General features: G+C 55.8%; 24 protein-coding genes. 11 read left to right on the top strand and 13 right to left on the bottom strand.

The window, feature by feature from the left end; all coding sequences use genetic code 11:
• Positions 1-73 precede the first annotated feature (73 nt).
• Together MWU55_RS02420 and MWU55_RS02415 are read left to right on the top strand one after the other, a co-directional pair.
• Positions 74-1,399, top strand: coding sequence for a mechanosensitive ion channel domain-containing protein (locus MWU55_RS02420; protein ID WP_246934107.1), 1,326 nt, complete (start codon positions 74-76; stop codon positions 1,397-1,399).
• Positions 1,396-2,571 carry a TIGR03862 family flavoprotein gene (locus tag MWU55_RS02415; RefSeq protein ID WP_246934106.1) on the top strand — a complete coding sequence of 392 codons (1,176 nt, stop codon included), beginning with the start codon at positions 1,396-1,398 and terminating at the stop codon, positions 2,569-2,571. The genes MWU55_RS02420 and MWU55_RS02415 overlap by 4 nt, the downstream gene beginning before the upstream one ends.
• Here the strand turns inward: MWU55_RS02415 and holA are convergent.
• The 4 genes from holA to MWU55_RS02395 all read right to left on the bottom strand — a co-directional run bounded on the left by holA (position 2,568) and on the right by MWU55_RS02395 (position 7,218).
• On the bottom strand, positions 2,568-3,593 hold the full coding sequence (gene holA / locus MWU55_RS02410) for a DNA polymerase III subunit delta (RefSeq protein ID WP_246934105.1): 1,026 nt from the start codon (positions 3,591-3,593) through the stop codon (positions 2,568-2,570). The genes MWU55_RS02415 and holA overlap by 4 nt on opposite strands.
• Positions 3,590-4,087: a hypothetical protein gene (locus MWU55_RS02405; RefSeq protein WP_246934104.1), complete on the bottom strand. Its 498-nt coding sequence runs from the start codon at positions 4,085-4,087 to the stop codon at positions 3,590-3,592. Before MWU55_RS02405 ends, holA begins: the two co-directional genes overlap by 4 nt.
• Positions 4,074-6,629, bottom strand: coding sequence for a leucine--tRNA ligase (leuS, locus tag MWU55_RS02400; RefSeq protein WP_246934103.1), 2,556 nt, complete (start codon positions 6,627-6,629; stop codon positions 4,074-4,076). The genes MWU55_RS02405 and leuS overlap by 14 nt, the downstream gene beginning before the upstream one ends.
• Positions 6,630-6,702: 73 nt before the next feature.
• A complete protein-coding gene (locus MWU55_RS02395) occupies positions 6,703-7,218 on the bottom strand; it encodes a DUF3576 domain-containing protein (protein ID WP_246934102.1) in 516 nt (171 codons plus the stop codon).
• 295 nt (positions 7,219-7,513) lie between these two features.
• Between MWU55_RS02395 and MWU55_RS02390 the strand changes: the two genes are divergently transcribed.
• Together MWU55_RS02390 and MWU55_RS02385 are read left to right on the top strand one after the other, a co-directional pair.
• Positions 7,514-8,350 carry a porin gene (locus MWU55_RS02390; protein WP_246934101.1) on the top strand — a complete coding sequence of 279 codons (837 nt, stop codon included), beginning with the start codon at positions 7,514-7,516 and terminating at the stop codon, positions 8,348-8,350.
• A 90-nt stretch (positions 8,351-8,440) separates the two neighbouring features.
• Positions 8,441-9,094, top strand: coding sequence for a YggS family pyridoxal phosphate-dependent enzyme (locus MWU55_RS02385; protein WP_246934100.1), 654 nt, complete (start codon positions 8,441-8,443; stop codon positions 9,092-9,094).
• Between the two features lie 3 nt (positions 9,095-9,097).
• On the opposite strand, the gene MWU55_RS02380 is transcribed toward MWU55_RS02385, so the two are convergent.
• Both MWU55_RS02380 and ribA read right to left on the bottom strand, forming a co-directional pair.
• The gene (locus MWU55_RS02380; RefSeq protein ID WP_246934477.1) at positions 9,098-9,586 is read right to left on the bottom strand and encodes a L,D-transpeptidase family protein; all 489 of its coding nucleotides are present in this window, start codon (positions 9,584-9,586) and stop codon (positions 9,098-9,100) included.
• Positions 9,587-9,606: 20 nt separating this feature from the next.
• The gene (gene ribA, locus MWU55_RS02375; protein WP_246934099.1) at positions 9,607-10,686 is read right to left on the bottom strand and encodes a GTP cyclohydrolase II; all 1,080 of its coding nucleotides are present in this window, start codon (positions 10,684-10,686) and stop codon (positions 9,607-9,609) included.
• A 151-nt stretch (positions 10,687-10,837) separates the two neighbouring features.
• On the opposite strand from ribA, the gene MWU55_RS02370 reads away from it, so the two are divergent.
• Positions 10,838-11,524, top strand: coding sequence for a response regulator transcription factor (locus tag MWU55_RS02370; protein ID WP_246934098.1), 687 nt, complete (start codon positions 10,838-10,840; stop codon positions 11,522-11,524).
• Between the two features lie 128 nt (positions 11,525-11,652).
• Here the strand turns inward: MWU55_RS02370 and MWU55_RS02365 are convergent, their stop codons facing one another.
• Entirely contained in the window at positions 11,653-12,210 is a 558-nt protein-coding gene (locus tag MWU55_RS02365; RefSeq protein WP_246934097.1) for a TetR/AcrR family transcriptional regulator, read from the bottom strand.
• A gap of 78 nt (positions 12,211-12,288) precedes the next feature.
• Here MWU55_RS02365 and MWU55_RS02360 point away from each other — a divergent pair, with 78 nt between their 5' ends.
• On the top strand, positions 12,289-12,813 hold the full coding sequence (locus MWU55_RS02360) for a hypothetical protein (protein ID WP_246934096.1): 525 nt from the start codon (positions 12,289-12,291) through the stop codon (positions 12,811-12,813).
• A gap of 103 nt (positions 12,814-12,916) precedes the next feature.
• On the opposite strand, the gene MWU55_RS02355 is transcribed toward MWU55_RS02360, so the two are convergent.
• Together MWU55_RS02355 and soxR are read right to left on the bottom strand one after the other, a co-directional pair.
• Positions 12,917-13,627 (bottom strand): VIT1/CCC1 transporter family protein, encoded by a 711-nt coding sequence (locus MWU55_RS02355; RefSeq protein ID WP_246934095.1) that lies wholly within the window; start codon positions 13,625-13,627, stop codon positions 12,917-12,919.
• Between the two features lie 87 nt (positions 13,628-13,714).
• Positions 13,715-14,179: a redox-sensitive transcriptional activator SoxR gene (gene soxR, locus MWU55_RS02350; protein WP_246934094.1), complete on the bottom strand. Its 465-nt coding sequence runs from the start codon at positions 14,177-14,179 to the stop codon at positions 13,715-13,717.
• 85 nt (positions 14,180-14,264) lie between these two features.
• On the opposite strand from soxR, the gene MWU55_RS02345 reads away from it, so the two are divergent.
• From MWU55_RS02345 to MWU55_RS02325, 5 genes are all read left to right on the top strand, one after another.
• Positions 14,265-14,642 (top strand): VOC family protein, encoded by a 378-nt coding sequence (locus MWU55_RS02345; RefSeq protein ID WP_246934093.1) that lies wholly within the window; start codon positions 14,265-14,267, stop codon positions 14,640-14,642.
• An 88-nt stretch (positions 14,643-14,730) separates the two neighbouring features.
• Entirely contained in the window at positions 14,731-15,519 is a 789-nt protein-coding gene (locus tag MWU55_RS02340; protein WP_246934092.1) for an exodeoxyribonuclease III, read from the top strand.
• A gap of 54 nt (positions 15,520-15,573) precedes the next feature.
• Positions 15,574-16,476: a thioredoxin gene (trxA, locus tag MWU55_RS02335; protein WP_246934476.1), complete on the top strand. Its 903-nt coding sequence runs from the start codon at positions 15,574-15,576 to the stop codon at positions 16,474-16,476.
• A 27-nt stretch (positions 16,477-16,503) separates the two neighbouring features.
• Positions 16,504-17,148, top strand: a complete 645-nt coding sequence (locus MWU55_RS02330) for an LON peptidase substrate-binding domain-containing protein (RefSeq protein ID WP_246934091.1) — start codon at positions 16,504-16,506, stop codon at positions 17,146-17,148.
• The gene (locus tag MWU55_RS02325; protein ID WP_246934090.1) at positions 17,145-17,336 is read left to right on the top strand and encodes a Trm112 family protein; all 192 of its coding nucleotides are present in this window, start codon (positions 17,145-17,147) and stop codon (positions 17,334-17,336) included. The genes MWU55_RS02330 and MWU55_RS02325 overlap by 4 nt, the downstream gene beginning before the upstream one ends.
• Before the next feature lie 30 nt (positions 17,337-17,366).
• On the opposite strand, the gene MWU55_RS02320 is transcribed toward MWU55_RS02325, so the two are convergent.
• The 4 genes from MWU55_RS02320 to MWU55_RS02305 all read right to left on the bottom strand — a co-directional run bounded on the left by MWU55_RS02320 (position 17,367) and on the right by MWU55_RS02305 (position 23,711).
• A complete protein-coding gene (locus MWU55_RS02320; RefSeq protein WP_246934089.1) occupies positions 17,367-18,710 on the bottom strand; it encodes a GSCFA domain-containing protein in 1,344 nt (447 codons plus the stop codon).
• A gap of 101 nt (positions 18,711-18,811) precedes the next feature.
• The gene (locus MWU55_RS02315; RefSeq protein ID WP_246934088.1) at positions 18,812-20,620 is read right to left on the bottom strand and encodes a tetratricopeptide repeat protein; all 1,809 of its coding nucleotides are present in this window, start codon (positions 20,618-20,620) and stop codon (positions 18,812-18,814) included.
• A gap of 41 nt (positions 20,621-20,661) precedes the next feature.
• Complete coding sequence (locus MWU55_RS02310; protein WP_246934087.1) at positions 20,662-21,774, bottom strand: glycosyltransferase family 61 protein; 1,113 nt, start codon at positions 21,772-21,774, stop codon at positions 20,662-20,664.
• On the bottom strand, positions 21,771-23,711 hold the full coding sequence (locus MWU55_RS02305; protein ID WP_246934086.1) for a glycosyltransferase family 2 protein: 1,941 nt from the start codon (positions 23,709-23,711) through the stop codon (positions 21,771-21,773). Before MWU55_RS02305 ends, MWU55_RS02310 begins: the two co-directional genes overlap by 4 nt.

Below are 23,711 nucleotides of genomic sequence, written 5' to 3'. Positions count from 1 at the left end.
TGCCCTTTGGGGCCAAACCGCTATCCATCTTTAAAGGTTTCATCAGGGTTTGCGTGAAGGCGAGGATAAGCAGATGGAAAATCGACCTCAGATCGTGGATACGGCGCTCGATTATTTGAACCAAGGGTGGGCGATCGCCGAAGGTTGGCTTTTGTCCCCTGCGGCCTGGTCCCAGTTCGGGCTGCTGGTCGTTGCCTATCTGGCCGCGCGGTTTACCGACAAGAAGCTCGAGCCATTTCTGACGCGTATCCTGACGCCCAATGGGGATCGCAACCATCCAATCGCAAAGCTTCGCCTTTTCGCCCTGATCTTTCTGCCTCTGACCATGCCGCTTTTGGCTTGGGGCTATACGGCGCTGGGTGAACAGGTGACCCGATCGATCTTTGGGTCGGGTGCGGTTATTGCCTTTGGCAAACGGGTCTTCCTGTTGCTTGCCGTACGCGCTTTCGTGCACAAGATCATCAGCGACTCGTTCCTGAAACTTCTGGGCAAATACATCCTGATTCCTATGGCTGCGCTCTACGCTGTAGGGCTGCTCGATTTGGTCACTGCTAAATTGGATGAAACCGTCGTTCCGCTTGGCAACATGAGCTTCTCGCTTCTGTTTGCCATCCGGTTTGCTGTTGTTGGGGGTGTGATTTTCTGGCTGGGCCGTTGGTCCAACGACCAGACCGCACAGGCCATTAAAAAACAGGAAGAAATGCGTCCCGCCACGCGCGAGCTGGCGGTGAAAGCGGCTGAGATTGGTATCTTTGGCGCGGCCTTCCTTGTGCTGATGAATATCATGGGCATCAACTTGACGTCGCTGGCCGTGTTAGGCGGTGCGATTGGTGTCGGGCTGGGCTTTGGGTTGCAGCAGATTGCCTCGAACTTCATTTCGGGGATCATCCTTTTGTTGGAAGGCCAGGCGACGGTGGGCGACTATGTCGAACTGGATGGCGGCGAAGCTGGCACAATTGTTAAGATGACAGCCCGGGCCGCCATATTAGAGACGTTTGACGGCCGTTGGATCGTTGTCCCAAACGAACATTTCATCACCACCCGTGTTGTGAACTATTCGGATGCAGGCAGCGCTAATCGGTACGAGGCGCCGTTCTCGGTCAGCTACAAGGCCGACATCGAAGCTGTGCCCGCGCTGGTCGAAAAGGCCGTTGCCGAGCTGGACTTCGTTCTTACCGACACGAAAGAACATTTGCCCGATTGTGAGCTGCGCGCTTTCGGTGATAGCGGCGTCGATTTCGCTTTGGAGTTTTGGGTGAACGGTATTGATGACGGTCGCAACAAATTCACGCCTCGTGTGATGATGCAAATCTGGAAGACGCTTAAGGCCAACAAGATCGAAATCCCCTATCCCCACCGTGTGGTCGAGATGTTGGGCGACGGATCGAAACCCTCGTGAAAACAGCACTTGTTATTGGCGCAGGCCCTGCAGGATTGATGGCCGCCGAAGAACTGGCAACGGCCGGGCTGTCTGTCACCGTGGCCGATGCCAAGCCATCGCCTGCGCGCAAGTTTTTGATGGCAGGGAAATCGGGGCTGAACCTTACAAAATCAGAGCCTATTTCGGCGTTCTTGAGCCAAATTCACGGTGCGGACCGACTTCGAAACATCGTCTCTGAGTTTGGACCTGAAGCTGTGCAAGAGTGGGCACAGGGCTTGGGGCAAGAGGTTTTCACGGGTTCCTCTGGCCGCGTGTTTCCCAAGGCCATGAAGGCCTCGCCCCTATTGCGTGCGTGGCTTGAGCGGTTGGACGGTCTTGGCGTTAAGCTTCACCGAAACTGGCGTTGGGTTGGTGTAGAGGGCGACGCGATGCAATTCGATACGCCAGACGGGCCATCCCAGATTTCCCCCGATGTTACGGTCTTGGCGCTGGGCGGGGCCAGCTGGTCAAAGCTTGGATCTGATGGAAAATGGGTCTCTATCCTTGCGGAAAAGGGTGTACCCCTCGCGCCTTTCAAACCCGCAAACATGGGTTTTGCTATGGATTGGAGTGACCACATGTCCCGCCATTTCGGTCAGCCCGTGAAAGCTGTGCGCGTTATGGCTGGGAACCAATCGGTTTTGGGTGAATTCATCGTTTCCTCGCGCGGGCTAGAAGGATCAGCGATCTATGCGGTTAGCCGCGAGATGCGCGAGGGTGCTGCGCTGACCTTGGATTTGGTGCCGAACCGAAGCCTACAAGACGTATCAGGCCGCTTGTCCCGTCCGCGCGGCAAAGCGAGCTTGTCGAACCATCTGCGAAAGACGCTGAAACTTGATCCAGTAAAGATCGCGCTTTTGCAAGAATTTGCCCGGCCCTTGCCATCGGATCCTGCAAAACTGGCAGTACTGATCAAAGCGCTTCCCGTTTCACACCATGGACCGCGCCCGATCGACGAAGCGATTTCGACCGCAGGTGGTCTGTCCTTTAATGCGCTTGATGACGGATTGATGATTACGTCGATGCCCGGCGTCTTTGCATGTGGTGAGATGCTGGATTGGGAAGCTCCGACCGGCGGATATCTTTTGACCACTTGCTTCGCCACGGGGCGTCACGCTGGTCGCGCTGCTGCGGCGTTTGCCTTGGCCTAGCGCTGGCCGCCCATCATTGCCAAACGGATCAAGGTCCGCTCCATCAACGCCATTTGCGGGGCTTTCTGGGCGGATCGCAGCGTCAGGTCCGTGTCGATCAGTACTTCCAGCGCCTTTTCCAGACGCCTCAGCCCCCATTTGTTGGCCTGCCGGACCATGCGATCGCGTGATTTGAAATGTACGGGTGGTCGCAAACGATTGATGCCCTGTCCCGGTCCCGCGGGATCCGAGCTGGCCGCATGAAGCGCGCGGAAATGTCGGGTGGCCCCGATGCAAAGACCAACAGCTGCTACACCCTGCGCCTGCAGTTTCGCAAGAACAGGGCCTATTTCGCCCGCTTTTCCCTCGGCGACGATATGCAGAAGATCGTCCAACGCGGCCTCGGTTGATGCGGGCGCAACAGCCAACACGTCATCCGGGGTCACCGGAGTTGGATCAGACAGTTTGTACAAGCCCAGCTTTTCTACTGTTTGCCGGAAATCGCCGGGGTCCAGATCACGCGAGAGACCAACGAGGTCTGTCATGGCCTCGGGGCTGACTTGCTGAATGCCCGCGCGTTTCAGGTCAGCTTCGATATCTTCACGCGATGGGGGATCGTCATAGATCCCGGCAGCAAAAGCGTTGGGATGGCCCTCGAACAATTTGCGCAAAGCGGATCGCGCCGTAAGCGACCCTGCCGTCACCACAACTTGTGCGTCGCCGTCTTGCCAATCTGCGATTGCAGGCGTGATGATCTTGGCCAGCGCGTCCGTGGCATCTTCGACGAAGGCCACACGTGGACCGGGAAAGAACCCTTGCGCCTTGATCGCGTCAGACAAAAGGGCAGGGTCTTTGCGCAGATCGGCGGCGGGAATGCGTGTCAGACGCATTTCATCTTCGCCTTCGGGCCCAATCAGATTCGCAATCAGCTCTTGCCGTTTCAACGCCACACGCATGGCGTCTGCCCCAAAAATCAGAATGCCCATCCGTTTCGGATCGGGTTTGGCGAAATAGCCGCTGGCATCCCGAGGTGAAAGTTTCATTTACCCCAGCCTGCGAAGGTGGCTAAGAAACGTGTGGTGATCTGGTCAGCAAGAAGCACCATCAAGCGCCGATTTGCATCACGCTCGACCGAGGCGGTCGACACCGTGGACCCTTCTGTCGAATAGGACGTGAAATTTGTGACCGTCCCGCGATCCACAACCTCACCCGTCGCGATCGAAGTCACGGCAAACTCGATCACACCCAGAACTTGATTTCGGGTGATTTCTTGTCGGGGCGTGACACCAACACCTTCGGATTTGGTAGTAATCGTGTAGTCCAACCGATAGGGCGCAGACAGATTGCGGCCCATCCGCTCTTCCATCCGCTTCACGAACTCATAGCTGTTGGCATCGTTCGGCGCGGTAACAGTCACTGCACCGCGCAACCCTTCGGCCGATCCCCCCGGACCATGCACGGGCGTGAACCCGCAACCCGCCAGAGCCAGCCCGGCAATGGCGAAGGTCAGGAAGAGGCGGCGATTAGACGACGACATTCACAATACGTCCCGGAACAACGATGACTTTCTTCGGGGCCTTACCATCAAGCGCCCTGACGACAGCATCCTCGGCCAGCGCAAGTTTTTCAACCTCGGCTTTGTCCATGTCCTTGGGCACGCTGATTTCCGCACGGCGCTTGCCGTTGATCTGGATCGGCATGGTCACCGTGTCTTCAACCAGCATGGCTTCGTCCGCGACAGGCCACGCGGCCTGTGCCACCAGCCCTTCGCCACCCAGCATCGACCAGACTTCCTCGGACAGGTGCGGAGTCATGGGTGACATTAGCTGTGCCATGGTGCGCATGGCGAGCTTTTGGGCATTCCCACCGGCTTTCGACTTCGAAATCGCGTTCTGGAAGGCGTAAAGCTTTGCGATTGCCGCGTTAAAGCCGAAGCTTTCGATGCCCATGGTCACATCGTGGATGGCCTTGTGCATGGCGCGCAACAGCTCTTCGTCGTTTCCGTCCGCATCGTCCATATCTGCAGTTTTCACGGCAGTGGCAAACACTCGGCTCAAGTGCTTTGCTGCAGCCTCTGCGCCGGATGCAGTCCATTCCACGTCGCGTTCAGGGGGCGAATCGCTGAGGACAAACCAACGGGCGGTGTCGGCGCCGAAGGCTTCGATGATGTTCACCGGGTCAACCACGTTGTTTTTCGACTTCGACATCTTGGCCGAGGGGATCACGTCCACCTTTTCGCCGGTCGAGGCAACAACGGTTACACCGTCGCGGTCTTCCACCTCTTCCGGATAGTGATAGATCGCGCGGCCGTGTTCATCTTTGCGTTCAGCGTTCTTATAGATTGCGTGCGTCACCATGCCTTGGGTGAACAGCGCATTAAACGGCTCACGTGCTTTTTCTGGCAGGTGGCCGCAGATGTTCATCGCACGGGCGAAGAAGCGCGAATAGAGCAGGTGCAGGATCGCGTGCTCGATGCCGCCGATATACTGGTCGACGTTCATCCAATAGGACGCTTCTTCCAAATCAGTCGGCGTTGCCGCGTTCGGAGACGTAAAGCGTGCGTAATACCAAGATGAATCGACGAAAGTGTCCATCGTGTCGGTTTCACGTTTGGCGGGCTTGCCGCAGGACGGGCAGGCGCAATCACGCCATGTCGGATGGCGGTCCAGCGGGTTGCCGGGCACGTCGAAGCTGACATCCTCAGGCAGTTTGACCGGTAGGTTCTCTTTTTTCTCGGGCACAACTCCGCAATCGTCACAGTGAACGACCGGAATCGGGCAGCCCCAATAGCGCTGGCGGCTCAGACCCCAGTCGCGCAGGCGGAATTTCTCGACGCCTGTGCCCCAGCCGGCCTTTTCGGCGAACTTGACCGTTGCATCAATCGCCTCTTCTCCGGTGGCCTCGTCCAGACCGGCGAAGTGATCAACCCACTTCACCTTTTCGGTTTTCGGCGGCACGAAGGCTTCGTTTTCTACGGGTACCGGGTTTTCTAGAGACAGGAACGTGTCCACAACCGGCAGATCGTACTTGCGGCAGAAGTCCAAATCGCGCTGGTCATGCGCCGGACATGCGAAAATCGCGCCGGTGCCGTAATCCATCAGAATGAAGTTAGCGATCCAGACCGGCAGCTCCCAATCCGGGTTCAGCGGGTGTTTCACGCGGATGCCAGTGTCATAGCCCAGCTTCTCGGCGGTCTCGATGGCCTCGGCGGTGGTGCCGCCCTTGCGCATTTCGACAAGCTGCGCTGCGATTTCAGGGTTTTCGGTCTCAAGCGCCTTGGAAATCGGATGATCGGGCGAGATGCCGATGAAGCTGGCGCCGTTCAGGGTGTCGGGACGTGTGGTGTAAACCTCGATCCCTTCACCACCATCCACACGTTCAAAGCTGAATTGCAGACCTTGCGATTTGCCAATCCAGTTGGCCTGCATGGTGCGCACTTTCTCGGGCCAGTTGTCCAAACCGTCCAACGCGTCCAAGAGTTCGCTGGAATAATCCGAAATCCTGAAGAACCATTGCGTCAGGTCGCGACGTTCAACAGGCGCACCCGAGCGCCAGCCGCAACCGTCAATCACCTGCTCGTTGGCCAAAACGGTCATATCAACCGGATCCCAGTTCACCGTGGCGTTTTTACGGTAAACCAGCCCACGCTCCATAAAATCGATGAACATGGACTGCTGTTGGCCGTAATACTCTGGATCACAGGTCGCAAACTCGCGGCTCCAGTCAATCGACAGGCCAAGCGGCTTCATCTGACCTTTCATGGTCTTGATGTTGTCATAGGTCCAAGTGCCGGGGTGGCCGCCCTGCGCCATCGCCGCGTTTTCGGCGGGCATCCCGAAGGCGTCCCAGCCCATCGGATGCAGAACCGAGAAGCCGCAGGATGACTTATAGCGCGAGATCACGTCGCCCATCGTATAGTTGCGCACGTGACCCATATGAATCCGGCCTGACGGATAGGGGAACATCTCGAGCACATAATACTTGGGCTTCGATTCATCGCGCTTTGCGGTGAAGATTCCGGCCTCGTCCCAGGCTTTTTGCCATTTCGGTTCAATATCGGCGGCAGTGTATCGCGACATTCGTCAGGTCCTTGATGTGAAAACGCCGGGCAGTGGGCCCGGCGCATGTCTTATAAGTCTGGTCGATCCGGGTCTAGAGCTTGCCGTCACGAATACGTAGCTGGCGTGCCCGTGTGAGGATCGCATCTTCGATCTTACGCACAGCCTCGGCACTGGCAGGACCGCTGCGAGAATAAAGCGCAACAGACAGCGAACGCGCGTCTAAGGCGGGGTCACGAACATATACAGTAGCTTTATAGGCAGTACCGCCACCCGGTGGACGACCATATCCGAACACGATGATGCCCGAGAACGGATCAGCTGCTTGAACGGGCATAAAGCTGAGAACATCCAGCGACGCGTTCCAGATATACCGGTTTACTTCGACAGTGGTGTTAGGATCGTCCACGTTTTTGAACAAATCCCAGATCGTCTCACGCGGTTCTTCAGCTTGTGGGGTGTGTTGTATCCCACCACCTTGCTGTTGGGCGTTTGAGCCTCCGCCAAAAATATTGCCCGATCCAGCGGATCCACGGCTGCCGCCACAGGCGGACAAGCCAAGAATCGCAATCAACGACAGACCGAAGGCAGAAGTTTTAAGGATGCCCATGAAACAGCCCCATATGCTAAAAATTCCTCTTGTTAGTATATAAGCACCTGCGGGCGGGCAAGCGTTTTCCCAAATGTCATGAAACAGCTGATTTTTCGAAGAATCGCTTGATTTTGAGGGTTTTCGCCGGATGGGTGAAAGAAACTGTGGCATAGAAGCACCAATGCGACCCGCAAACGGTTTTCAACGTTTCAGCCCGCTTGCAATGACCGCCGGAAAGGTGGAATTACCCAAGCATACTCAATTCGGATTCCCCTGAATTGAGGCTAACTCTTGAAATATGAGGGAAAACGAAATGAAAAAGATTCTCTTCGCTTCGACCGCTCTGGTCGCAACCGCTGGTATCGCTGCTGCAGAAGTTAACTTCTCGGGCGAAGCTGGCATTGGTATGATCTACAACGACCTGACCGGTGACTGGGCTCTGGACCACTACACCACTCTGTCGGTTGCCATGACTGGCGAAACCGATGGTGGCCTGTCGTTCGGTGCTGACTTCGACATCACCACCGGCACCACCGGTGGCGCTGTTGGCGCTTCGTCGGCTTACATCGAAGGCGGCTTCGGCAAGTTCTCGGCTGGCGACGTTGGTTCGGCTGTTGACGCAAAATTGGGCATCGGTGACATCGGTTACTCGGGTCTGGGTGTAGACAACGTTGCAGAAGCTCTGGTTGACGCTGCTGACGTTGGTAACATGATGTACGAAGGTACCTTTGGTGACTTCGGTATCGCAATCTCGCACGACCTGAACGGCGCAGAAAACACCTCGATCGCAGCCACCTTCACCATGGGTGACTACAACTTCGGTCTGGGTTATGACGACTGGGGCAACATCGCAGTTGGCAGCGCAATCCACGCTAAAGTTGGCGCCGCGATCGGTGACGTTTCGGTTGACCTGCTGTACTCGCGTGCAGACGACGCTGACATCACCTCGTACGGCATCAACGCCGGTTACTCGATGGGTGCAGTTTCGGTTAACGCAGCATACGCTGAAGTTGACGTAGCTGGTGTATCTGCTGACGCATACGGCCTGGGCGTTTCGTACGACCTCGGCGGTGGCGCTTCGGTTAACGCCGGTGTTGGCGAAGTTGGCGGCGTGACCGTTGCTGACCTGGGCATCATCATGACCTTCTAATCCTAACGGATTATTTGGTATGGGAAGAGCGGGCCTTGCGCCCGCTCTTTTCTTTTGGGAAACCTGTCTGAGACAATCACAGGATATCCCATGGCACTTTCAGACATTCAGGACCGCATCGCCAAGGAAGAGGCGCGCATGGGGCGTACACCCGGATCGGCGCAATTGATCGCCGTTTCCAAGGTGCAACCATTGGAACGTGTGGTGGCGGTGTTGAAAGAAGGCCACCGCGTTTTTGGTGAAAACAAGGTTCAGGAAGCCGCGGGTAAATGGCCAGATCTGAAAGATCAGTTCGATGAGGTCGAGCTTCATCTAATAGGCCCGCTTCAAACCAACAAGACCCGGCAAGCCTTGGGGCTGTTTGACGTAATCCATTCAGTGGATCGCCCGAAGCTTGCGCGCGCCATCGCCCGCATTGCCGAGGAAGAAGGCCACTGCCCGCGCCTTTTCATTCAGGTGAACACGGGTGAAGAGGATCAAAAGGCAGGTGTGCTGCCTGATGATCTTGCAGAACTTGTTGCTCTCTGTCGTGAATTGAAGCTGCCCGTTGAAGGGCTGATGTGTATCCCCCCGGCAGAAGAGGAACCCAGCCTGCATTTCGCCCTACTGGCAAAGCTCGCCAAACAGCATGGTTTAGAAGGGCTTTCGATGGGGATGAGCGGCGACTTCGAACGCGCAATAGCGCAGGGCGCGACTTATGTTCGTGTGGGATCAGCTATCTTTGGCGAACGCGACTATGGCTGATGGCTAGCGGACGATAATCCGGCTCTGCACTGTCCAACGCTGCATAATCCAGTGAAGGTCTTTGGGCGCAAACGCCAGACATCCTGCTGTAGGATGCCGTGGTTTTCGCCACTGATGCACGAAAATCGCGGATCCCTTGCCGGGCGTGACGTTTGGGTAGTTCCAGTCGCTGAACAGAACCACGTCGTAGAGCCGTGCGGTCATACGCATCTTTTCATGACTGTGCGAATAGTCAGAAGCACGTAACCCGTGATTATAGGCCGGGTCATTGGGATCATCTGACCAGATATCTTTGGGCCCAATAGCACCTAGGGACAGCGGGCTGTCGGGGTGGGGCAGGCGATCAGCACGATAACCACCGCCAACCAACCGCCAGACTCCACGGGGGGTCGCGCCGTCGCCTTCGCGTTTGTCATCCGTCATACCGCCTCGGCCAATCGATACGGGAAATTGTCGGCCCATGAAACGAGCACCCCATCGGGTCACGACCATGTCATGGCGGCGCGGGGTGATCACAACAGATGTCCGGATTTCGCGGCTTTTGTCGCCAGATAGCCCGCGTTATGTGCGCCTTCACCGACTTTCAGCGGCACACGCTCTGCCACCTTTATCCCGTTCTCTTCCATCATCGCCACTTTGCGTGGGTTGTTGGTCATGAGCTTCACCTGACTGAACCCCATCGATTTCAAGATTTCGGACCCGATACGGAAATCACGTTCATCATCTTCAAAGCCAAGCCGGTGGTTGGCTTCGACCGTGTCAAATCCTTGATCTTGCAGTGAATAGGCGCGCATTTTGTTGGCCAGGCCAATGCCTCGGCCTTCCTGGTTCAGATAGAGCAGCACGCCCGCACCGTTCGCCCCCATCGCCGCTAAGGCGGCATTCAACTGCGGGCCGCAATCGCATTTCAGGCTGCCCAGCACGTCACCGGTGAAACAGGCCGAATGCAGACGCGCCAGCACTGGTTCATCACGAGCAGGGCGGCCGATTTCAACGGCATAATGCTCCTCGCTCCCATCTTCAGGGCGGAAGATATGTAGTCGCCCAGCCTCTGACACCTGCATAGGCAGACGGGCGTGGACTACAGGGGCCAGATGCAAATCGCGGAGCGTTTCTGGGTTCAGATGCACTGACGTCAGACCATGCATTTGGGTCAACTCGTTGGCATCCAGCGTTTCGACCACCAAGGCCGAGGGCAAAAGCTGCGCCGTTTTACATAGCGCGATCGCATGCGCCTCAAGCGCATCATCTCCGCCACGACAGGTGCGGAACGGGCCTTTCATCGGGTGCGACAGGTCGTCTGCCGGATCCGCGACCGAGGCAATCCAGCGGGTATCCGCATCCGAGGGCAGTTCAATCCGCGCCACCTTATCCGAATATGCCCGCGCCTTCAGCGTCTCGGCCCGGCGCGGCGTGATCGCCAGAACGGCATCCCCCAAGGCGCGCAGATCGGCCAATCGCCCCGGCGATAATGTCTCGGCCGCAGCGGCCAGTACGCCACGTCCATCCAAATGCAGCACAACCGGCACCCCCATGCGCAAATCGGCACGGGCACGGGCAAGAAGCTCGGTCTGATTGGGGGCAAGCGTCATGGGCGTCCTTTCACGCTTTAGATAGGCGGTTCTGACATGATATGAAACATTTCCCGGTGAATTGACACGAGGCCGTGAGAGTTTTGTTGCAAATCTTGTCATTTCCGTGCGCGCCCACAAATTTGATTGCAACACGACGGAGGAGGGCACCATGTCCACACTGAAAAAGATTTTGCTGGTAGATGACGACGAGGATCTGCGCGACGCGTTGGCCGAACAGCTTCTGATGACCGAAGATTTCGACGTCTTCGAAGCCGGAAACGGGGCCGAGGCGATCACCAAGTCCAAGGAAGCGCTCTATGATCTTGTGATCCTGGATGTGGGCCTGCCCGACACGGATGGGCGCGAGCTGTGCCGCGTGATGCGCAAGCAGGGGGTCAAATGCCCGATCCTGATGCTGACGGGGCACGACACCGATGCCGACACCATTCTGGGGCTGGATGCAGGCGCTAACGACTACGTGTCAAAGCCTTTCAAATTCCCAGTGCTTCTGGCCCGTATCCGCGCCCAGTTGCGTCAGCACGAACAGTCCGAAGACGCCGTGTTCCAGCTTGGGCCGTATACGTTCAAGCCTTCCGTGAAGATGCTGGTGACCGATGACGACCGCAAGGTCCGCCTGACCGAGAAAGAGACGAACATCCTGAAGTTCCTCTATCGCTCAAACGATGGGGTCGTGCCCCGCGACGTGCTGCTGCACGAGGTCTGGGGCTATAACGCCGGCGTCACCACCCACACGCTTGAAACCCACATCTATCGCTTGCGCCAGAAGATCGAGCCCGATCCCTCGAATGCTCGGCTGTTGGTAACGGAAAGCGGTGGGTATCGCCTGAACGCTTAGCATTCCTCCTGTGCCCGAGGTTAAGGGCACATTCCTCCCTGTAAGACTGGCCGGGCCCAATTGGGTCCGGTTTTTTCTATCGGCTATGCGGGACATAGCGGACCCTGAACGAAAGTCCGGGAGTGGAATCAGCCGCAAGCACGCATCATGAATTCGACGTGCCGATCAATTTCCTGCATTGGGATATTGCCCATGACCACCTGACGCGCTAAGGAAAGGAGCGTTTGGGCAAGGTACTTTTCCAAGGCCAATTGGTCTTCTTCGGTCCCTATTGCGAAAGCTGCAAGTTCAGCAGAGATTTCCTTGTGCAGCAAGTCGATGATTTCCGGTAGGGAGCTTGATAGCGAAATTACAAGAAGAATGGCCTCTGGCTCATCGGCTGCTGCCTTCAAAATCATACTCAGACAGGCCTTCAACCTATCTCGACCTCGCGGCATTTCTTCATGGAGACGGTCAAATCGCGTCTTTATGCCTGTCGCGGTCTCTCGCGCCACGATCGTCACCAAAGCATCGATATCTTCAAAGTAGTTGTAGAAGGATGTCCGCCCAACACCGGCCTTTTCGCAAACCGCCATCACGGTCATACCGGCTACGCCTTGACGACCAATCTCCGCCCTTGCCGCATCCAGCAGCGCCAATCTTGTCCGACGTGCCTTCGGCGTCAGATCTGCGGTGTTCATGTTCATCTTGAGCCTTGCATGAGTTCAATTTTTGACATACCTGTCATTATTAACTGACGCAACTGTCAATTAATGGGGGCAATCGTGATTTCACTTATTGCAAGGTTGGCAACATGGCGAGGGTTGGCCGCTCTCCTGGTTACCTATGTCGTGATTTTCGGTGCGATCCTGATAACGCTTGGACAGCTCTCGACGGTGAGTGGTGGCTACGGGATTCTTGATTTCGACCAAGGCTATACTGCTGAAAGGGTGGCAGAAGTTTGGGGAAGTTATGGTGAGCAAGGGTTCGCATTGTACAGGCGCATCCAGTTTCTCGACATCCTCAACCCCGCTCTCTACTCGCTCATAGCCGCCGCGCTCACCTACATCCTTTGGAAGGGGCGTGGAGTTGAATGGCTCTGCCTCGCTCCCCTGCTGGGCGGCATCGGGGATTACGCCGAGAATGTATCCCTATTTCTTCTCGCGCGGGGATATCCCAAAATCTCCGAAGATCTTGTTGCAGTCAGTTCGACGCTGAGCCTTATCAAGAATGGCTTGCTGATTTTGGGTCTGTTGCCGCTGGTCGTTGGGCTTGCTCTTTGGTGCGTCAAACGGCTGCGAAAAATCTAGGGGTCAACGAAAAAACTGCCGTTCGCTGCGCCCCGACCAACAAGCACGTTGGGCTCTAAGCGGACCTCCACCGCCCCGCTCTAGTAGTAACCCCACCATACCCTCACACATTGAATAGTGACCCAACACCATACGCCAACGCCGCTGCCGCTCCTCCGATCAGAAGTGTTTCAAACGCTGAGCGCCACCACGGGCTAAGTGACCAGCGGCTTTTCAGGGCGCCGATCGCAAAGAAGCTGGCCATTGTCATCCACGCCGAAACGGTGAAGGCGGAGTCGAGTTTGAAGATAAAGGGAAGCAGGGGGATCATTCCGGCGACGAGGAATGAAAAGAAGGTGGTTAGTGCCGCTGGCAATGGGTGCGGATCAATTCCGCCCATCCCGTATTCACCCTCCATCATCATGTTGATCCACCGCTCTTTATCTTGGGTCACAGCATCGGTTGCTTCGTCCAGAATGCGGTCGGTTAGTCCCTTTTTGGCGAGGATTTCGCGCACTTCCAGCCACTCTCCACGCGGGTAGGACTTGATGTGCTCCTCTTCAATCTTACGGATGCGGCGGTAGTTGTCTTGCTGTGCTTTGGTGCCTGAATAGGCTGCTGCCGCCATCGAAAATCCATCGGCCAGCACGTTGGCCAACCCCAAGATGACGATGATAAAGGGTGACAGTCCAGCTCCGGCAACGCCTGCCACAATGGCAAAGGTCGTGACCGCCCCGTCGATGGCGCCATAGACCGCATCGCGCAGCACGCCCCGTCCTACGGGGGCGCCAATACGCTCGGCAATTTCTTGTGGGCTGTGTCCGTGATCTGACATGTCTGGTCTCCTTCATCCCAGTGTGAAGGCGCGGCGAACTTGTTGCCTTAAGGCAGATCAAGCGACGTGTCATAGGCGAAACAGAGCCTAGTCTTCCGGGCGTGTGGCTTGATCCCCCATCAGATAGCGTGGCCCTGCACCCTTTTGCGCGGCAACGTCATCCGGGTTGTACAGCGCGCAGCGGTCCAGCGACAGGCAGCCACAGCCGATGCAGCCGTCCAGCTTGTCGCGCAGGCGGGTTAGGGCCTCGATCTGTTCATCAAGTTCCGCGCGGAAGTCTTGCGAGATTTCGGTCCAGTCCTTGGCATTTGGCGTGCGGTTTTGGGGTAGGCGGCCCAGAACCTCACGGATGCGGTCCAGAGTGAAGCCGAACTTTTGCGCGATCATGACAAAGCTTAAGCGGCGAATGTCGGATCGTATAAACCGCCTTTGCCCGCCTGCATTGCGTTCCGGCGCGACCAGTCCCTGCGTTTCGTAATACCGGATTGCTGACACGGCCAGCCCAGTGCGATTGGCTAAGGTGCCGATGGAGATCTCGTTTCTGCGTTCCATTTGAAAACTCCGAAAGAAAAAGCTTGAGGTAAAGTTAGCTTTAGGAATTATCAACTGAGTCGCAAATGAAATCAAGGAGGCCAAAATGGCAATTCTAGAACATGTGAATGTGACTGTAAGCGACCCCAAAGCGACAGCCGCATGGTTGGGCGCTGTCTTTGACTGGAAGATCCGCTGGGAAGGTGACGCGATGTCGGGTGGCTATACCGCCCATGTGGGGGATGAGGGCAGCTATGTGGCTTTATACACGCCCAAAATGACAATGAAGGACCCGCAACATTCCTATACGACCCGCGCCGGGTTGAACCATGTGGGTGTTGTTGTCGATGACATTGACGCGGTTGAAGCACGCGCGAAAGCTGCCGGGTTCAAGCCTCATAACCACGGGGACTATGAGCCGGGCAAACGCTTCTATTTCGACGACCATGATGGTGTGGAATGGGAAGTCGTGTCTTATGCCTGATGAAATGGGGGCGGGATGAAACTCGCCCCTGTTCACCCTATGTTTCTCGGTGTAGGGTCGCCACAAGCGCGCGAAACCGGAGGACATCATGAGCTTCACCCTAGCCACCTGGAACATCAACTCGGTCCGTCTGCGCGAGCCGATTGTCCTGAAGCTTCTGGAAGAGGAAGCGCCCGATGTGCTGTGCCTTCAGGAGTGTAAAAGCCCTGTTGAAAAGATCCCTCTCGATGGGTTCAAGGCGCTGGGCTACACTCACATGGTTGCGCGCGGACAGAAGGGTTACAACGGTGTCGCAATCCTGTCGCGCATCCCAATGGTCGAGGCTGAGAGCTTCGATTTCGCTGATCTGGGCCACGCCCGCCATATTGCGGGTCAGCTGGAAAACGGCGTGACGGTGCACAACTTCTATGTCCCTGCGGGTGGCGACGTCGCGGACCGCGAGGTGAACGAGAAATTTGGCCAGAAGCTCGATTACCTCACAGACATGCGCGATCATTTCTTCAAGGACAAACCGGGCAAGTCGATCTTGGTGGGTGATTTGAACATCGCTCCGCGCGAAGATGATGTTTGGTCCCATAAGCAGCTTTTGAAAGTGGTCAGCCACACGCCAGTTGAAGTCGAAGCGCTGGCCGAGGTGCAAGATGCCGCCGGTTGGGTCGATATCACCCGGCAGGACATCCCCGAGGGTCAGCTTTACAGCTGGTGGTCCTATCGTGCGCGCGATTGGGATGCTGCCGACAAGGGCCGTCGTCTGGATCACATCTGGGCCACGCCGGATATTTCCAATGCGGGCCACGGATCGCGCGTCATGCGTGATGCACGCGGGTGGGAGAAACCGTCCGACCACGCGCCAGTCTTTGCAAGTTTCGACCTTTAAATCTGGGCGCGCAGGGGTCATATAGTCCCCGTGGAATTTAACGGAGCCAAAGCCATGGAAATCGAACTGGGCGGCGCGTCTGAGGGCGTGGAACTGATCAAAGATGTGGGCGAAGCGACCTTCATGCAGGACGTGATCGAAGCGTCGCAAGAGGTTCCGATCATCGTAGATTTCTGGGCGCCGTGGTGCGGCCCTTGCAAGACGCTTGGCCCCGCGCTTGAGGCGGCCGTGACCGAAGCCGGTGGTAAGGTCCGGATGGTCAAAGTGAACGTGGATGAAAACCAGATGATCGCCGGTCAGATGCGCGTGCAATCGATCCCGACGGTCTATGCCTTCTGGCAAGGCCAACCAGCCGACGGGTTCCAAGGCGCATTGCCGCCGTCCGAGATCAAAGCCTTTGTTGATAAAGTGGCCGAACTTGCAGGTGATGGTGGTTTGGCCGATGCGATTGCTGCCGCGGAAGAGATGTTGGAGGCAGGCGACGTTCAGGATGCCGCACAGACATTTGCAGCAATCTTAGAAGAAGATCCGAAATCTGCCGCCGCTTTTGCAGGTCTGGCCCGTTGTCATCTGGCCGCAGGTCAAGTGGACGAGGCCGAAGCCACGCTGAACGGCGCCCCGGCCGAGATCGCGGATGCGCCCGAATTGGAAGCCGTGCGCGCGCAGATCGAACTTGCGCGGCAAGCCGAAAGCGCAGGTCCATTGACCGAGCTGCGCGCTGCTGTCGACGCCAACCCAGATGATCACCAGTCCCGTTTTGATCTTGCCGTGGCGCTGAATGCCGATGGCGATGTTCAAGGCGCAGTCGATGAATTGCTCGAGCTCTTCCGTCGGGATCGCGAATGGAATGACGCTGCCGCCAAGCAACAACTGTTCACTATTTTCGACGCGTTGGATGCCAAAGATCCCATCGCGCTGACCGGTCGTCGCAAGCTTTCGTCGATGATCTTTGTGTGATTGGGAAAGTCGCGCTAGACTGGGGTTATGATCTCATCTGCTGACCTGCCGGATACGCTTCCGATCTTTCCATTGCCCGGGGCATTGCTGTTGCCTCGTGGCAGGTTGCCCTTGCACGTGTTTGAACCTCGTTATCTGGCGATGGTTGATGACGCGCTAAAAACGCCCGAACGTTTGATCGGTATGATCCAGCCCATGGGCGAGGAATGCGGTGAAGATACGAGGCTTCACAGCATAGGTTGCGCGGGGCGGATCACGTCTTTCACAGAAACGGATGATGGGCGCTATATGGTCACGCTGACCGGGGTGTCTCGCTTTCGTTTAGGGCAAATCGAAACCGGTTTCACGCCGTACCTGAAGGCGCAGATGGGCTGGGACAGCTTCGATCGAGATCTTGGGAAGTCCGAGCATGACAGAGGGCTGAACCGCGAGGCATTTCTGGGTCTACTGACGCGCTATTTCAATCTGCAGGAGCTCCAGACAGATTGGGAAAGCCTTGAATCTGCCGAAGACGAGCTGCTGATCAACGCCCTGTCCATGCTGTGCCCTTTTGCCGCCGAGGACAAACAAGCTTTGCTTGAAGCCCCGTCTCTGCAAACGCGCCGTGAAACCCTTGTAACGCTTATGGAATTTGCGTTACGCAAAGGCGCAGGCGAGGAGAAAGTGCAATGAACGAGCCATCTGAAACCAAGTTCGACCGTCGTATGATCGAGGCATTGGTCTGCCCCCTGACACAAACGCCTTTAAGCTATGACGCCGAGAAGCAAGAGCTGTTGTCGAAAGCCGCCAATCTGGCCTTTCCGATCCGCGGTGGCATCCCCGTAATGCTGGTGGATGAAGCGCGCAAGATCGAAGACTGACGGGGCCACAATCGCTCTACATCTAGATGCTTAGACCCAATCAATCCGGTCGCGGAATTCTTTCCGATCCGGGAAGCGATTGGTGTGTTCCTGAAGCAAGTTCTTGGCGGCGTCAGGTGACCGCAAAGGACGACACAAGGTTATCAAGCGCTCAAGGTAATTTGGTGTCGCGGGTTCAAGTTTGCTAGCGGTTTCGAAACACTCAAACGCTTTTTCAAAGTCACGTGCCTGAACATAGCGTTTCCCAACCAAAGCCAAAGCATCCGAGCTTGTTGTGAACACCTTTTTGTTGGCCTCGAACAATTCAAACAGGCCGTCGCTATCATCCAACTTGTCCAGCATGCGAGCCGATGCAAGCAGCGCCTCAAGCGTGTCTTCCGCTTGCTGTGCAGCAGGACTGTCGATGTAGCTTTTTACCACGTCTGCCATGATCCGCGCGACCAGGTCTGCTGATACGTGTCGATAGTCACCACGTGACCACGCGACGGTCGGGTTTGATAAGGTGACGAACTCGTAAGATGGGAAATAGTCCACACCCTCTCGGTTCAAAACGAATTGTTCCAATGCTGCCCGTTGCACGGATTTGGAATAGGCGTTGGCGACCAGAACATCCATGTCACGGAAGGTCGAAAGAAGCGGCACAGGGGAAACCGTGAGCAGCATTTTCAGGGGCTTTGTGCGGTGCTTTGTAAGGAGGGCATAGATCTCCTCAAGCCCGTCCATGACGTCTTGAAAACTCAGCACGCGAAATTCGAACCGTTCAGGATCAGCGTTGACCATCGGTTGCGGTGGGGAAACGTTCAAATAGATCCCAAGCTTGTTGTCGTACCATGTTTCAACATAGCCAAGCGTGATGATAATGACGTCAGCATCCTTCACCCGCCCCATGACATTGGTGAAGCGCTGCCGGAAGTCCATGATCTCATCCAACGGGTATTTCAAACGCGCCATACCCAGTTGTAGATCTGCGTATTCCTCACCGTTATTTACGGGATAGATAAGGTCCTTGCCGGGAAAGGTTTCGGGTTCAAGCGCCCAGCGGATTTCGTTCAGGATCGAGTGGATTGAGTATTTGTTGTAGAAGTTTGCTGCAAATCCAAGGCTTTCCCCAATTGGCCCAAGATCCAGTTCGCGACTGGTAACGGTCAATCCATTGTCGATAAGCGAACTTTCCACATTCCGCGCGAAGCACGAGCCGATTGTAAAGATCGTGTCGTCTGGTTGGATGCTGAAGGTCGGGCTGGCGGCCGGTGAGGCCAAAGGATACAGCCGCTCCCCATCCCTTTCAGGCGAAGGATAGCGCCGCAGCCTATTGCGTCGGATACGCTTAAAGGCTTCTGCGCCAGAGATGGACTCTAGGGGGTTGTCGGTCATCCGGTCACTCGAAATTTGTATAACATTAAGAATGTTATACACCTCAAGAGCTTAAGGAAAAAGGTATATGGACGGGTGGTCTCCAAAAACCTCGGCAGTGATCAAGTTGAAAGGCGTCTTAGTAGGGATGCCACTTGTGGATTATTGGGCTGTGTTTTTTGAACCCGTTCGACAATGCTCCGCGCGGTTTCGGGATCGTTGGCTGCAAGTTCTTGTTCAGCAAGCTCAACCAGCGCATCGGCGTTGTCTGGTGCCATCTCAAGCGCTTGCTCCACTGCGGCACGGGCCTCATCAGGACGTTTGTCCAGGCGCAACAGTTGACCCAATAGCGCGAACTGGGATGGTCGCGCGGGGATCGGGAACAAATTGATCGAGTCACGCGTAAGCGCGATGGCTTCGCCGAAGTTACCCCGGATCATCAAAACTCTGGTCAGCTGCACGATTACGGCGCGGGTGCGTGGCGAGGTCTTGTAGGCCCCGCGCAGGATTGCCTCAGCTTCGTCGAACTGTCGTTTGCCAATTTTAGTGCCCGCCAACATGACGCTGAACTGCGGATCATCTTTGAACTTGGCCAAGGCAGTTGTGAAGAATTGTTCTGCGTCGTCCAGACGTCGCTCGCGTTGGGCCAGAGCGCCAGCCATCAGGTAAAACTCACGAGACGTAGCCCCAAGCTTTTCCAATCGCGATAGGATTTCTGATGCAGCTTCACGTGATCGATGCCGGGTTAGGATGTCTGCGTATTGAACAAGCCCGCCTTCCTCGGTTGCCTTTTCCAACACCGCTTCCATCTGGGCCAGTGCAGCAGATGCCTGCGGATTCTCGGCATCATAAGCGAAGTTCGACGGGTAGGTATTCGGCGATTTGTAGAAGACCAGCGCGTCACTGGTGCGTTCAATCGAGTAAATCATGGGCGCCAACGCATCGATTTCAGCCTTGGGAAAATGCACGATAATCTCGACATGATCGACCATAGTGAAGCGGTGTTTGGCGTAGGCCATAACGGCACCGTCTGGCGCAAATTCTTTGGCCGGTTCATCGCTGCGCAGGACCAGTACGCTATTGTTACACATATTGGTCAGGTGCGTTTCCAAAGTGCCAGTGTCAAAAGGATCTTCTTTTGACAGAGTCCAAATCGCAATGTCTGCAGTACTGTCCTTTTTAGAGGTTGCGACAGGGCCGGTTATTTCTTCCAAAGCCGTAAGGTCAATATCACTCCGCCCAAGCTTCAACAGCTTGGGTGTCGTCCCTTTGAACCTGTCGAACAGAGATGACGTAAACACATCGCGGTCCGACCCACCCTTGTCGCGTTTATGCAGAGCAATGATGTTGTGATACCGTTCGATGCCCGCCACGTCGCGGATCAAAGGATCATCACTTTTAGTGTTCAGTTTCCGCAGCAGGTTCCCGAAGAAACCGACGCTGTTGGGTTCGTCCAACGTCAAAGAGCCCCCAAAACGAGGGTGGAACGAGGTTTGAACATCTTCTGCGATGTAAATCCCACCGGGCGTTAGGGAGGGGAACAGAATGTGATAGCTTTCGACAATGTGTTCATTCCGATGCGACCCGTCATCCACAATTATGTCGAACGGGCCGCGATCTTTGACCAGCTCTTCCAAGAAATCTGGATCAACCTGACTGCCTTGCAGGATTTTGACCCTTGGCCCAAGGTCCATGGTCTTTTTCTGAATATCGATCCCGGTCACGTCTCCGTTCTCGAAGAAGTCGCGCCACATGCGCAAAGACTGACCGCCACGGTCATCATCTGCATATCCCCCAACCCCAATTTCCAGGATCTTCACAGGTTTGTCCCGCAAATGCGCCAGCAGCTTAAAATAGTTTGGTGTGTAGTCGTGATAGCCGAACTTGTCGGTGCCGTGCAGGATCGCAAACTTAGAAAGGGGGTCGGTCAATGTGTGCTGCTCCTGTTCGTTAAAGCACTGTTTTTTTGCGATCAGCGTTTCTCAAATGGTTTGAAGGCCTGCTTTTGCGAGACTTCCAACTCGGCAAGAGCTTCTTTTCGCTGATCATCCGTCAGGTGTACCCATGGGGTCGTTTCTTCAATGAAGCCACCTTCCTTTAGGCGTTCGTACATCACAGTGAAATCAACCTCGCCGAAAGATACGCGGCTAGGGCGATTGTCGGATTCCGGGATCCAGTTACGAAGAAGCCCGCTGACTGTGGTGGTGTCGATGCCTTGAAAGGCTTTCAACTGGCGGGCAAAGATTTCGTCCAGATTTCCGGCGCGGCGCGCAATACAGGCCACTTTTTGATCCGCGTCACCCACCAAAGCAGCAAGGTGCAAAGGTGAGCAATCTGTAGAAACAATGTAACGCGCAGCGCGATAGGCTTCGATCTGTTCTTCAAAGTTGTGCTTTTGCGGGTGGAAGGGAACATAGCCTTCTGCCTCAAGCTTCTCTTCCAGAATTTTCTCGCCCAGAATGCTGCCACGCTGAGGAGGCAGTTGCGAGCGCGAGATATAGATCTTCTCGGCTCCTTTGGGGGCGGGAGCGTGGTCGCTGATACGGCTTACGAACTCGCGAAACTCGGGGGCGCCTTCGATCATCTCGAACATCCCGAAACCTTGCTGAGGCACGTATAGTTTCTCGACCCGGGTGGGATCTTCAAGATTGAACAAAGGAACATCAACGCCCAGCATTTCGTTTAGCGGCTTGAAGACGCCCAAAACGTGTTGTGGGCGGTTTTGGAACTTCGGCACCCAAACCACGCCATCGATTTTGTCACGCAGTTGCTCGACGGCCCATAAGCGGCAGATGCTTTCCACCAGAAAGTGGCCAAAGTGACCAAACAAAGGACCCGCGAACATATAGCTGCCCTTCAGCTCGACAATATCTTCCTCTGCGGGCATCGGCGGTTCCAGATTGATCTGGTTGGTATTGCGCCATGTGATGCTGTTGGCCACGAAATTGCCGTCGGCATCCAGCACACCAGATTTCTGAACGGACCGGTTTGCGTCCCCTTTGGGCGGAGGCACCACAAGTGCGTTGTCCAGAATATCAATCTTGTCGGCGATGCTGTCAGCCAGTGAGGGGGCGCTAAGGGTCATTTGTTTGTTTTATCCGTTTTGCCTGAAGGGTGCCGCTGCTTTACCTTATGCGCAATGGCGGTGTGGTTGTGTTCAGATAGCCATCCTGCAAGCCGCAATGCAAGCCGATCCCGGCCCTGAGCGTGTAATCGGTCGGCCAGACCATTTAGGAACCAGGGCAGATCACGGCGGGTACGATAGAGGGCGTAGTAGCGTGCAGGCGTTAGTTTCCTAGCCACCGCATCGCGCATGATCTGTTTCAGTATTTTTGCGCGGCGCAAAAACAGTGCTGATTTATGCGATGAATACCAGCTTTTCAGAAAGCGGATATTCGCACCTTCATACCTTGCAGCATGTTTCGCGTCGGGTTCAAAATACGGGTCATAGACCACAAAGACCTGATCAGCTTTGCTGCAATGGCGGGTTGCGTCAGCATAGCGGCCAGACCAATCCTGCTTTCTGCCCGAGTTGAAGCGTTCTTCCCAAGGAACCAGTTTTTCATGCAGGGTGGATTGGGGGGAAAACGCCAGAACCGTACAGCCCGGTATCAGATCAGCAAAAGCTGTCGCAGCATAGGCACCCATTGACGTGCCAGTCAGCACGACATTCTTGTAGCCTTTAAAGAACCCATCTTTGGCGAGCTTCTCGATCGCATCAAACAGATCATCATCGCGATACCAATAGCGTTCGAACGCTAGCACACCCAAATGGGACCAACCTTCGTCGCGATAGAAGGGATAGCCCCAAGTCTCGCGCGAAAGTGCGGGGTCGTTTACGTTCGAGAGGTTATCAAACGAAACGATCAAAATGTCAGAGCTGCGGTCTGAGAACTGAAGCGCGCATTTGGGCAAGGATTGATAGAACCCTTTGCGGTGCTTGCTGCGGCGTAGATCTGCCAACCAGCGCGGAGCCGCATCATCATGTTTAACGGCGGGGATGTCGTCGGGGGCGAACTCCTCGGCCTGGTCAGGGGTGGGGGATAGAAGTGCCCACAGGACCGCATCTTTCGGGTTTTCTAGATCAAGGCCTGTGCGCATCTCGGAAATGGCGTCGGCGTGTATTGTGATGCACGCTTGATGGGCATCGCGCACACCGGGCAGAGCCATCAGTGTCTCGATCTGTGCTGCCAATCGGGTGGTGAAGGGCAGCATCACCGGCCTATGCTGTTCATTACAGTTAAACCGGGCATAGGCGCTGGCGTCATAGGTTTGGGTGTCACTGCCGGGCAGGGTGGTTCCTAGTGATTGTAGAACAAAACTTTCCGTGCTGCGGATTTTGTAGTGATGCACCTCGCAAAGATCGCGGCCATCCTGACCGGCAGGTGCCCGCCATCCTTTTTGCTGCAATGTGGTGTCGAAACGATCGCCCGATCCGTTTACCCAGATGAAGTTAGGGTCAGCTTGGAAAGCTTCGCGAAGGATCGGTCGATGAGGTTTTAGCTGATTAGCCACGGCGGGTCGGAACAAAGTTTTTATGCCCGGGTGTGGATTGTCTTTAAGCGCAGCATCCGGCGCGGCGTAGGTGAATTGCAATGTGACCGGTGCATCCGTGAATGTGGTCAAGCCACTGTCCCCAAAGTACCGCCAACAGGGGCTGATCGCTTGGGCTTCAGGTGTCGCATCAAGAAGCGCATCCAAGCTTCCATCACCGGTGTGGACCATCAGGAACTCATCCACGTCCAGCACCATGGCCCAGTCTGCGCCCTGTACTTCGGGAAGGTTCACGGCCTTGTTCAGCGCACGAGTTGTGTGATCCATCGCAGCATCAGGGTCGGCATTGTCGATGCGCGTGATCACACCTGCCTTGGCCAAGGCATCCAAAAGAGGTGTCGATTGATCCTGCGAGGGTTCGTCGAAGACAACGATCTGATCGAAGCCGATCATTCGGTGCCACGCAATCCATTCGACCAGATAAGGCCCTTCGTTGCGGGCAGCGGTGATAAGCGTGCGTTGGTGCAT

Source organism: Aliiroseovarius sp. F20344 (assembly GCF_023016155.1).
Taxonomy (GTDB): Bacteria; Pseudomonadota; Alphaproteobacteria; order Rhodobacterales; family Rhodobacteraceae; genus Aliiroseovarius.
The sequence above is the reverse complement of the archived record's forward strand: the minus strand, read 5'-3'. Positions and strand labels throughout refer to the sequence as shown.

What these genes read in the sequence shown, in the direction of transcription:
- trxA (WP_246934476.1), top strand. Translation starts at nt 15,574, where the DNA reads ATGGAAATCGAACTGGGCGGCGCGTCTGAGGGCGTGGAACTGATCAAA.
- MWU55_RS02370 (WP_246934098.1), top strand. Translation starts at nt 10,838, where the DNA reads ATGTCCACACTGAAAAAGATTTTGCTGGTAGATGACGACGAGGATCTG.
- MWU55_RS02380 (WP_246934477.1), bottom strand. Translation starts at nt 9,586, where the DNA reads ATGGTCGTGACCCGATGGGGTGCTCGTTTCATGGGCCGACAATTTCCC.
- holA (WP_246934105.1), bottom strand. Translation starts at nt 3,593, where the DNA reads ATGAAACTTTCACCTCGGGATGCCAGCGGCTATTTCGCCAAACCCGAT.
- MWU55_RS02330 (WP_246934091.1), top strand. Translation starts at nt 16,504, where the DNA reads ATGATCTCATCTGCTGACCTGCCGGATACGCTTCCGATCTTTCCATTG.
- ribA (WP_246934099.1), bottom strand. Translation starts at nt 10,686, where the DNA reads ATGACGCTTGCCCCCAATCAGACCGAGCTTCTTGCCCGTGCCCGTGCC.
- MWU55_RS02390 (WP_246934101.1), top strand. Translation starts at nt 7,514, where the DNA reads ATGAAAAAGATTCTCTTCGCTTCGACCGCTCTGGTCGCAACCGCTGGT.
- MWU55_RS02355 (WP_246934095.1), bottom strand. Translation starts at nt 13,627, where the DNA reads ATGTCAGATCACGGACACAGCCCACAAGAAATTGCCGAGCGTATTGGC.
- MWU55_RS02325 (WP_246934090.1), top strand. Translation starts at nt 17,145, where the DNA reads ATGAACGAGCCATCTGAAACCAAGTTCGACCGTCGTATGATCGAGGCA.
- MWU55_RS02395 (WP_246934102.1), bottom strand. Translation starts at nt 7,218, where the DNA reads ATGGGCATCCTTAAAACTTCTGCCTTCGGTCTGTCGTTGATTGCGATT.
- MWU55_RS02320 (WP_246934089.1), bottom strand. Translation starts at nt 18,710, where the DNA reads ATGACCGACAACCCCCTAGAGTCCATCTCTGGCGCAGAAGCCTTTAAG.
- MWU55_RS02310 (WP_246934087.1), bottom strand. Translation starts at nt 21,774, where the DNA reads ATGACCCTTAGCGCCCCCTCACTGGCTGACAGCATCGCCGACAAGATT.
- MWU55_RS02365 (WP_246934097.1), bottom strand. Translation starts at nt 12,210, where the DNA reads ATGAACATGAACACCGCAGATCTGACGCCGAAGGCACGTCGGACAAGA.
- MWU55_RS02420 (WP_246934107.1), top strand. Translation starts at nt 74, where the DNA reads ATGGAAAATCGACCTCAGATCGTGGATACGGCGCTCGATTATTTGAAC.
- MWU55_RS02305 (WP_246934086.1), bottom strand. Translation starts at nt 23,711, where the DNA reads ATGCACCAACGCACGCTTATCACCGCTGCCCGCAACGAAGGGCCTTAT.
- leuS (WP_246934103.1), bottom strand. Translation starts at nt 6,629, where the DNA reads ATGTCGCGATACACTGCCGCCGATATTGAACCGAAATGGCAAAAAGCC.
- MWU55_RS02405 (WP_246934104.1), bottom strand. Translation starts at nt 4,087, where the DNA reads ATGTCGTCGTCTAATCGCCGCCTCTTCCTGACCTTCGCCATTGCCGGG.
- MWU55_RS02340 (WP_246934092.1), top strand. Translation starts at nt 14,731, where the DNA reads ATGAGCTTCACCCTAGCCACCTGGAACATCAACTCGGTCCGTCTGCGC.
- soxR (WP_246934094.1), bottom strand. Translation starts at nt 14,179, where the DNA reads ATGGAACGCAGAAACGAGATCTCCATCGGCACCTTAGCCAATCGCACT.
- MWU55_RS02345 (WP_246934093.1), top strand. Translation starts at nt 14,265, where the DNA reads ATGGCAATTCTAGAACATGTGAATGTGACTGTAAGCGACCCCAAAGCG.
- MWU55_RS02385 (WP_246934100.1), top strand. Translation starts at nt 8,441, where the DNA reads ATGGCACTTTCAGACATTCAGGACCGCATCGCCAAGGAAGAGGCGCGC.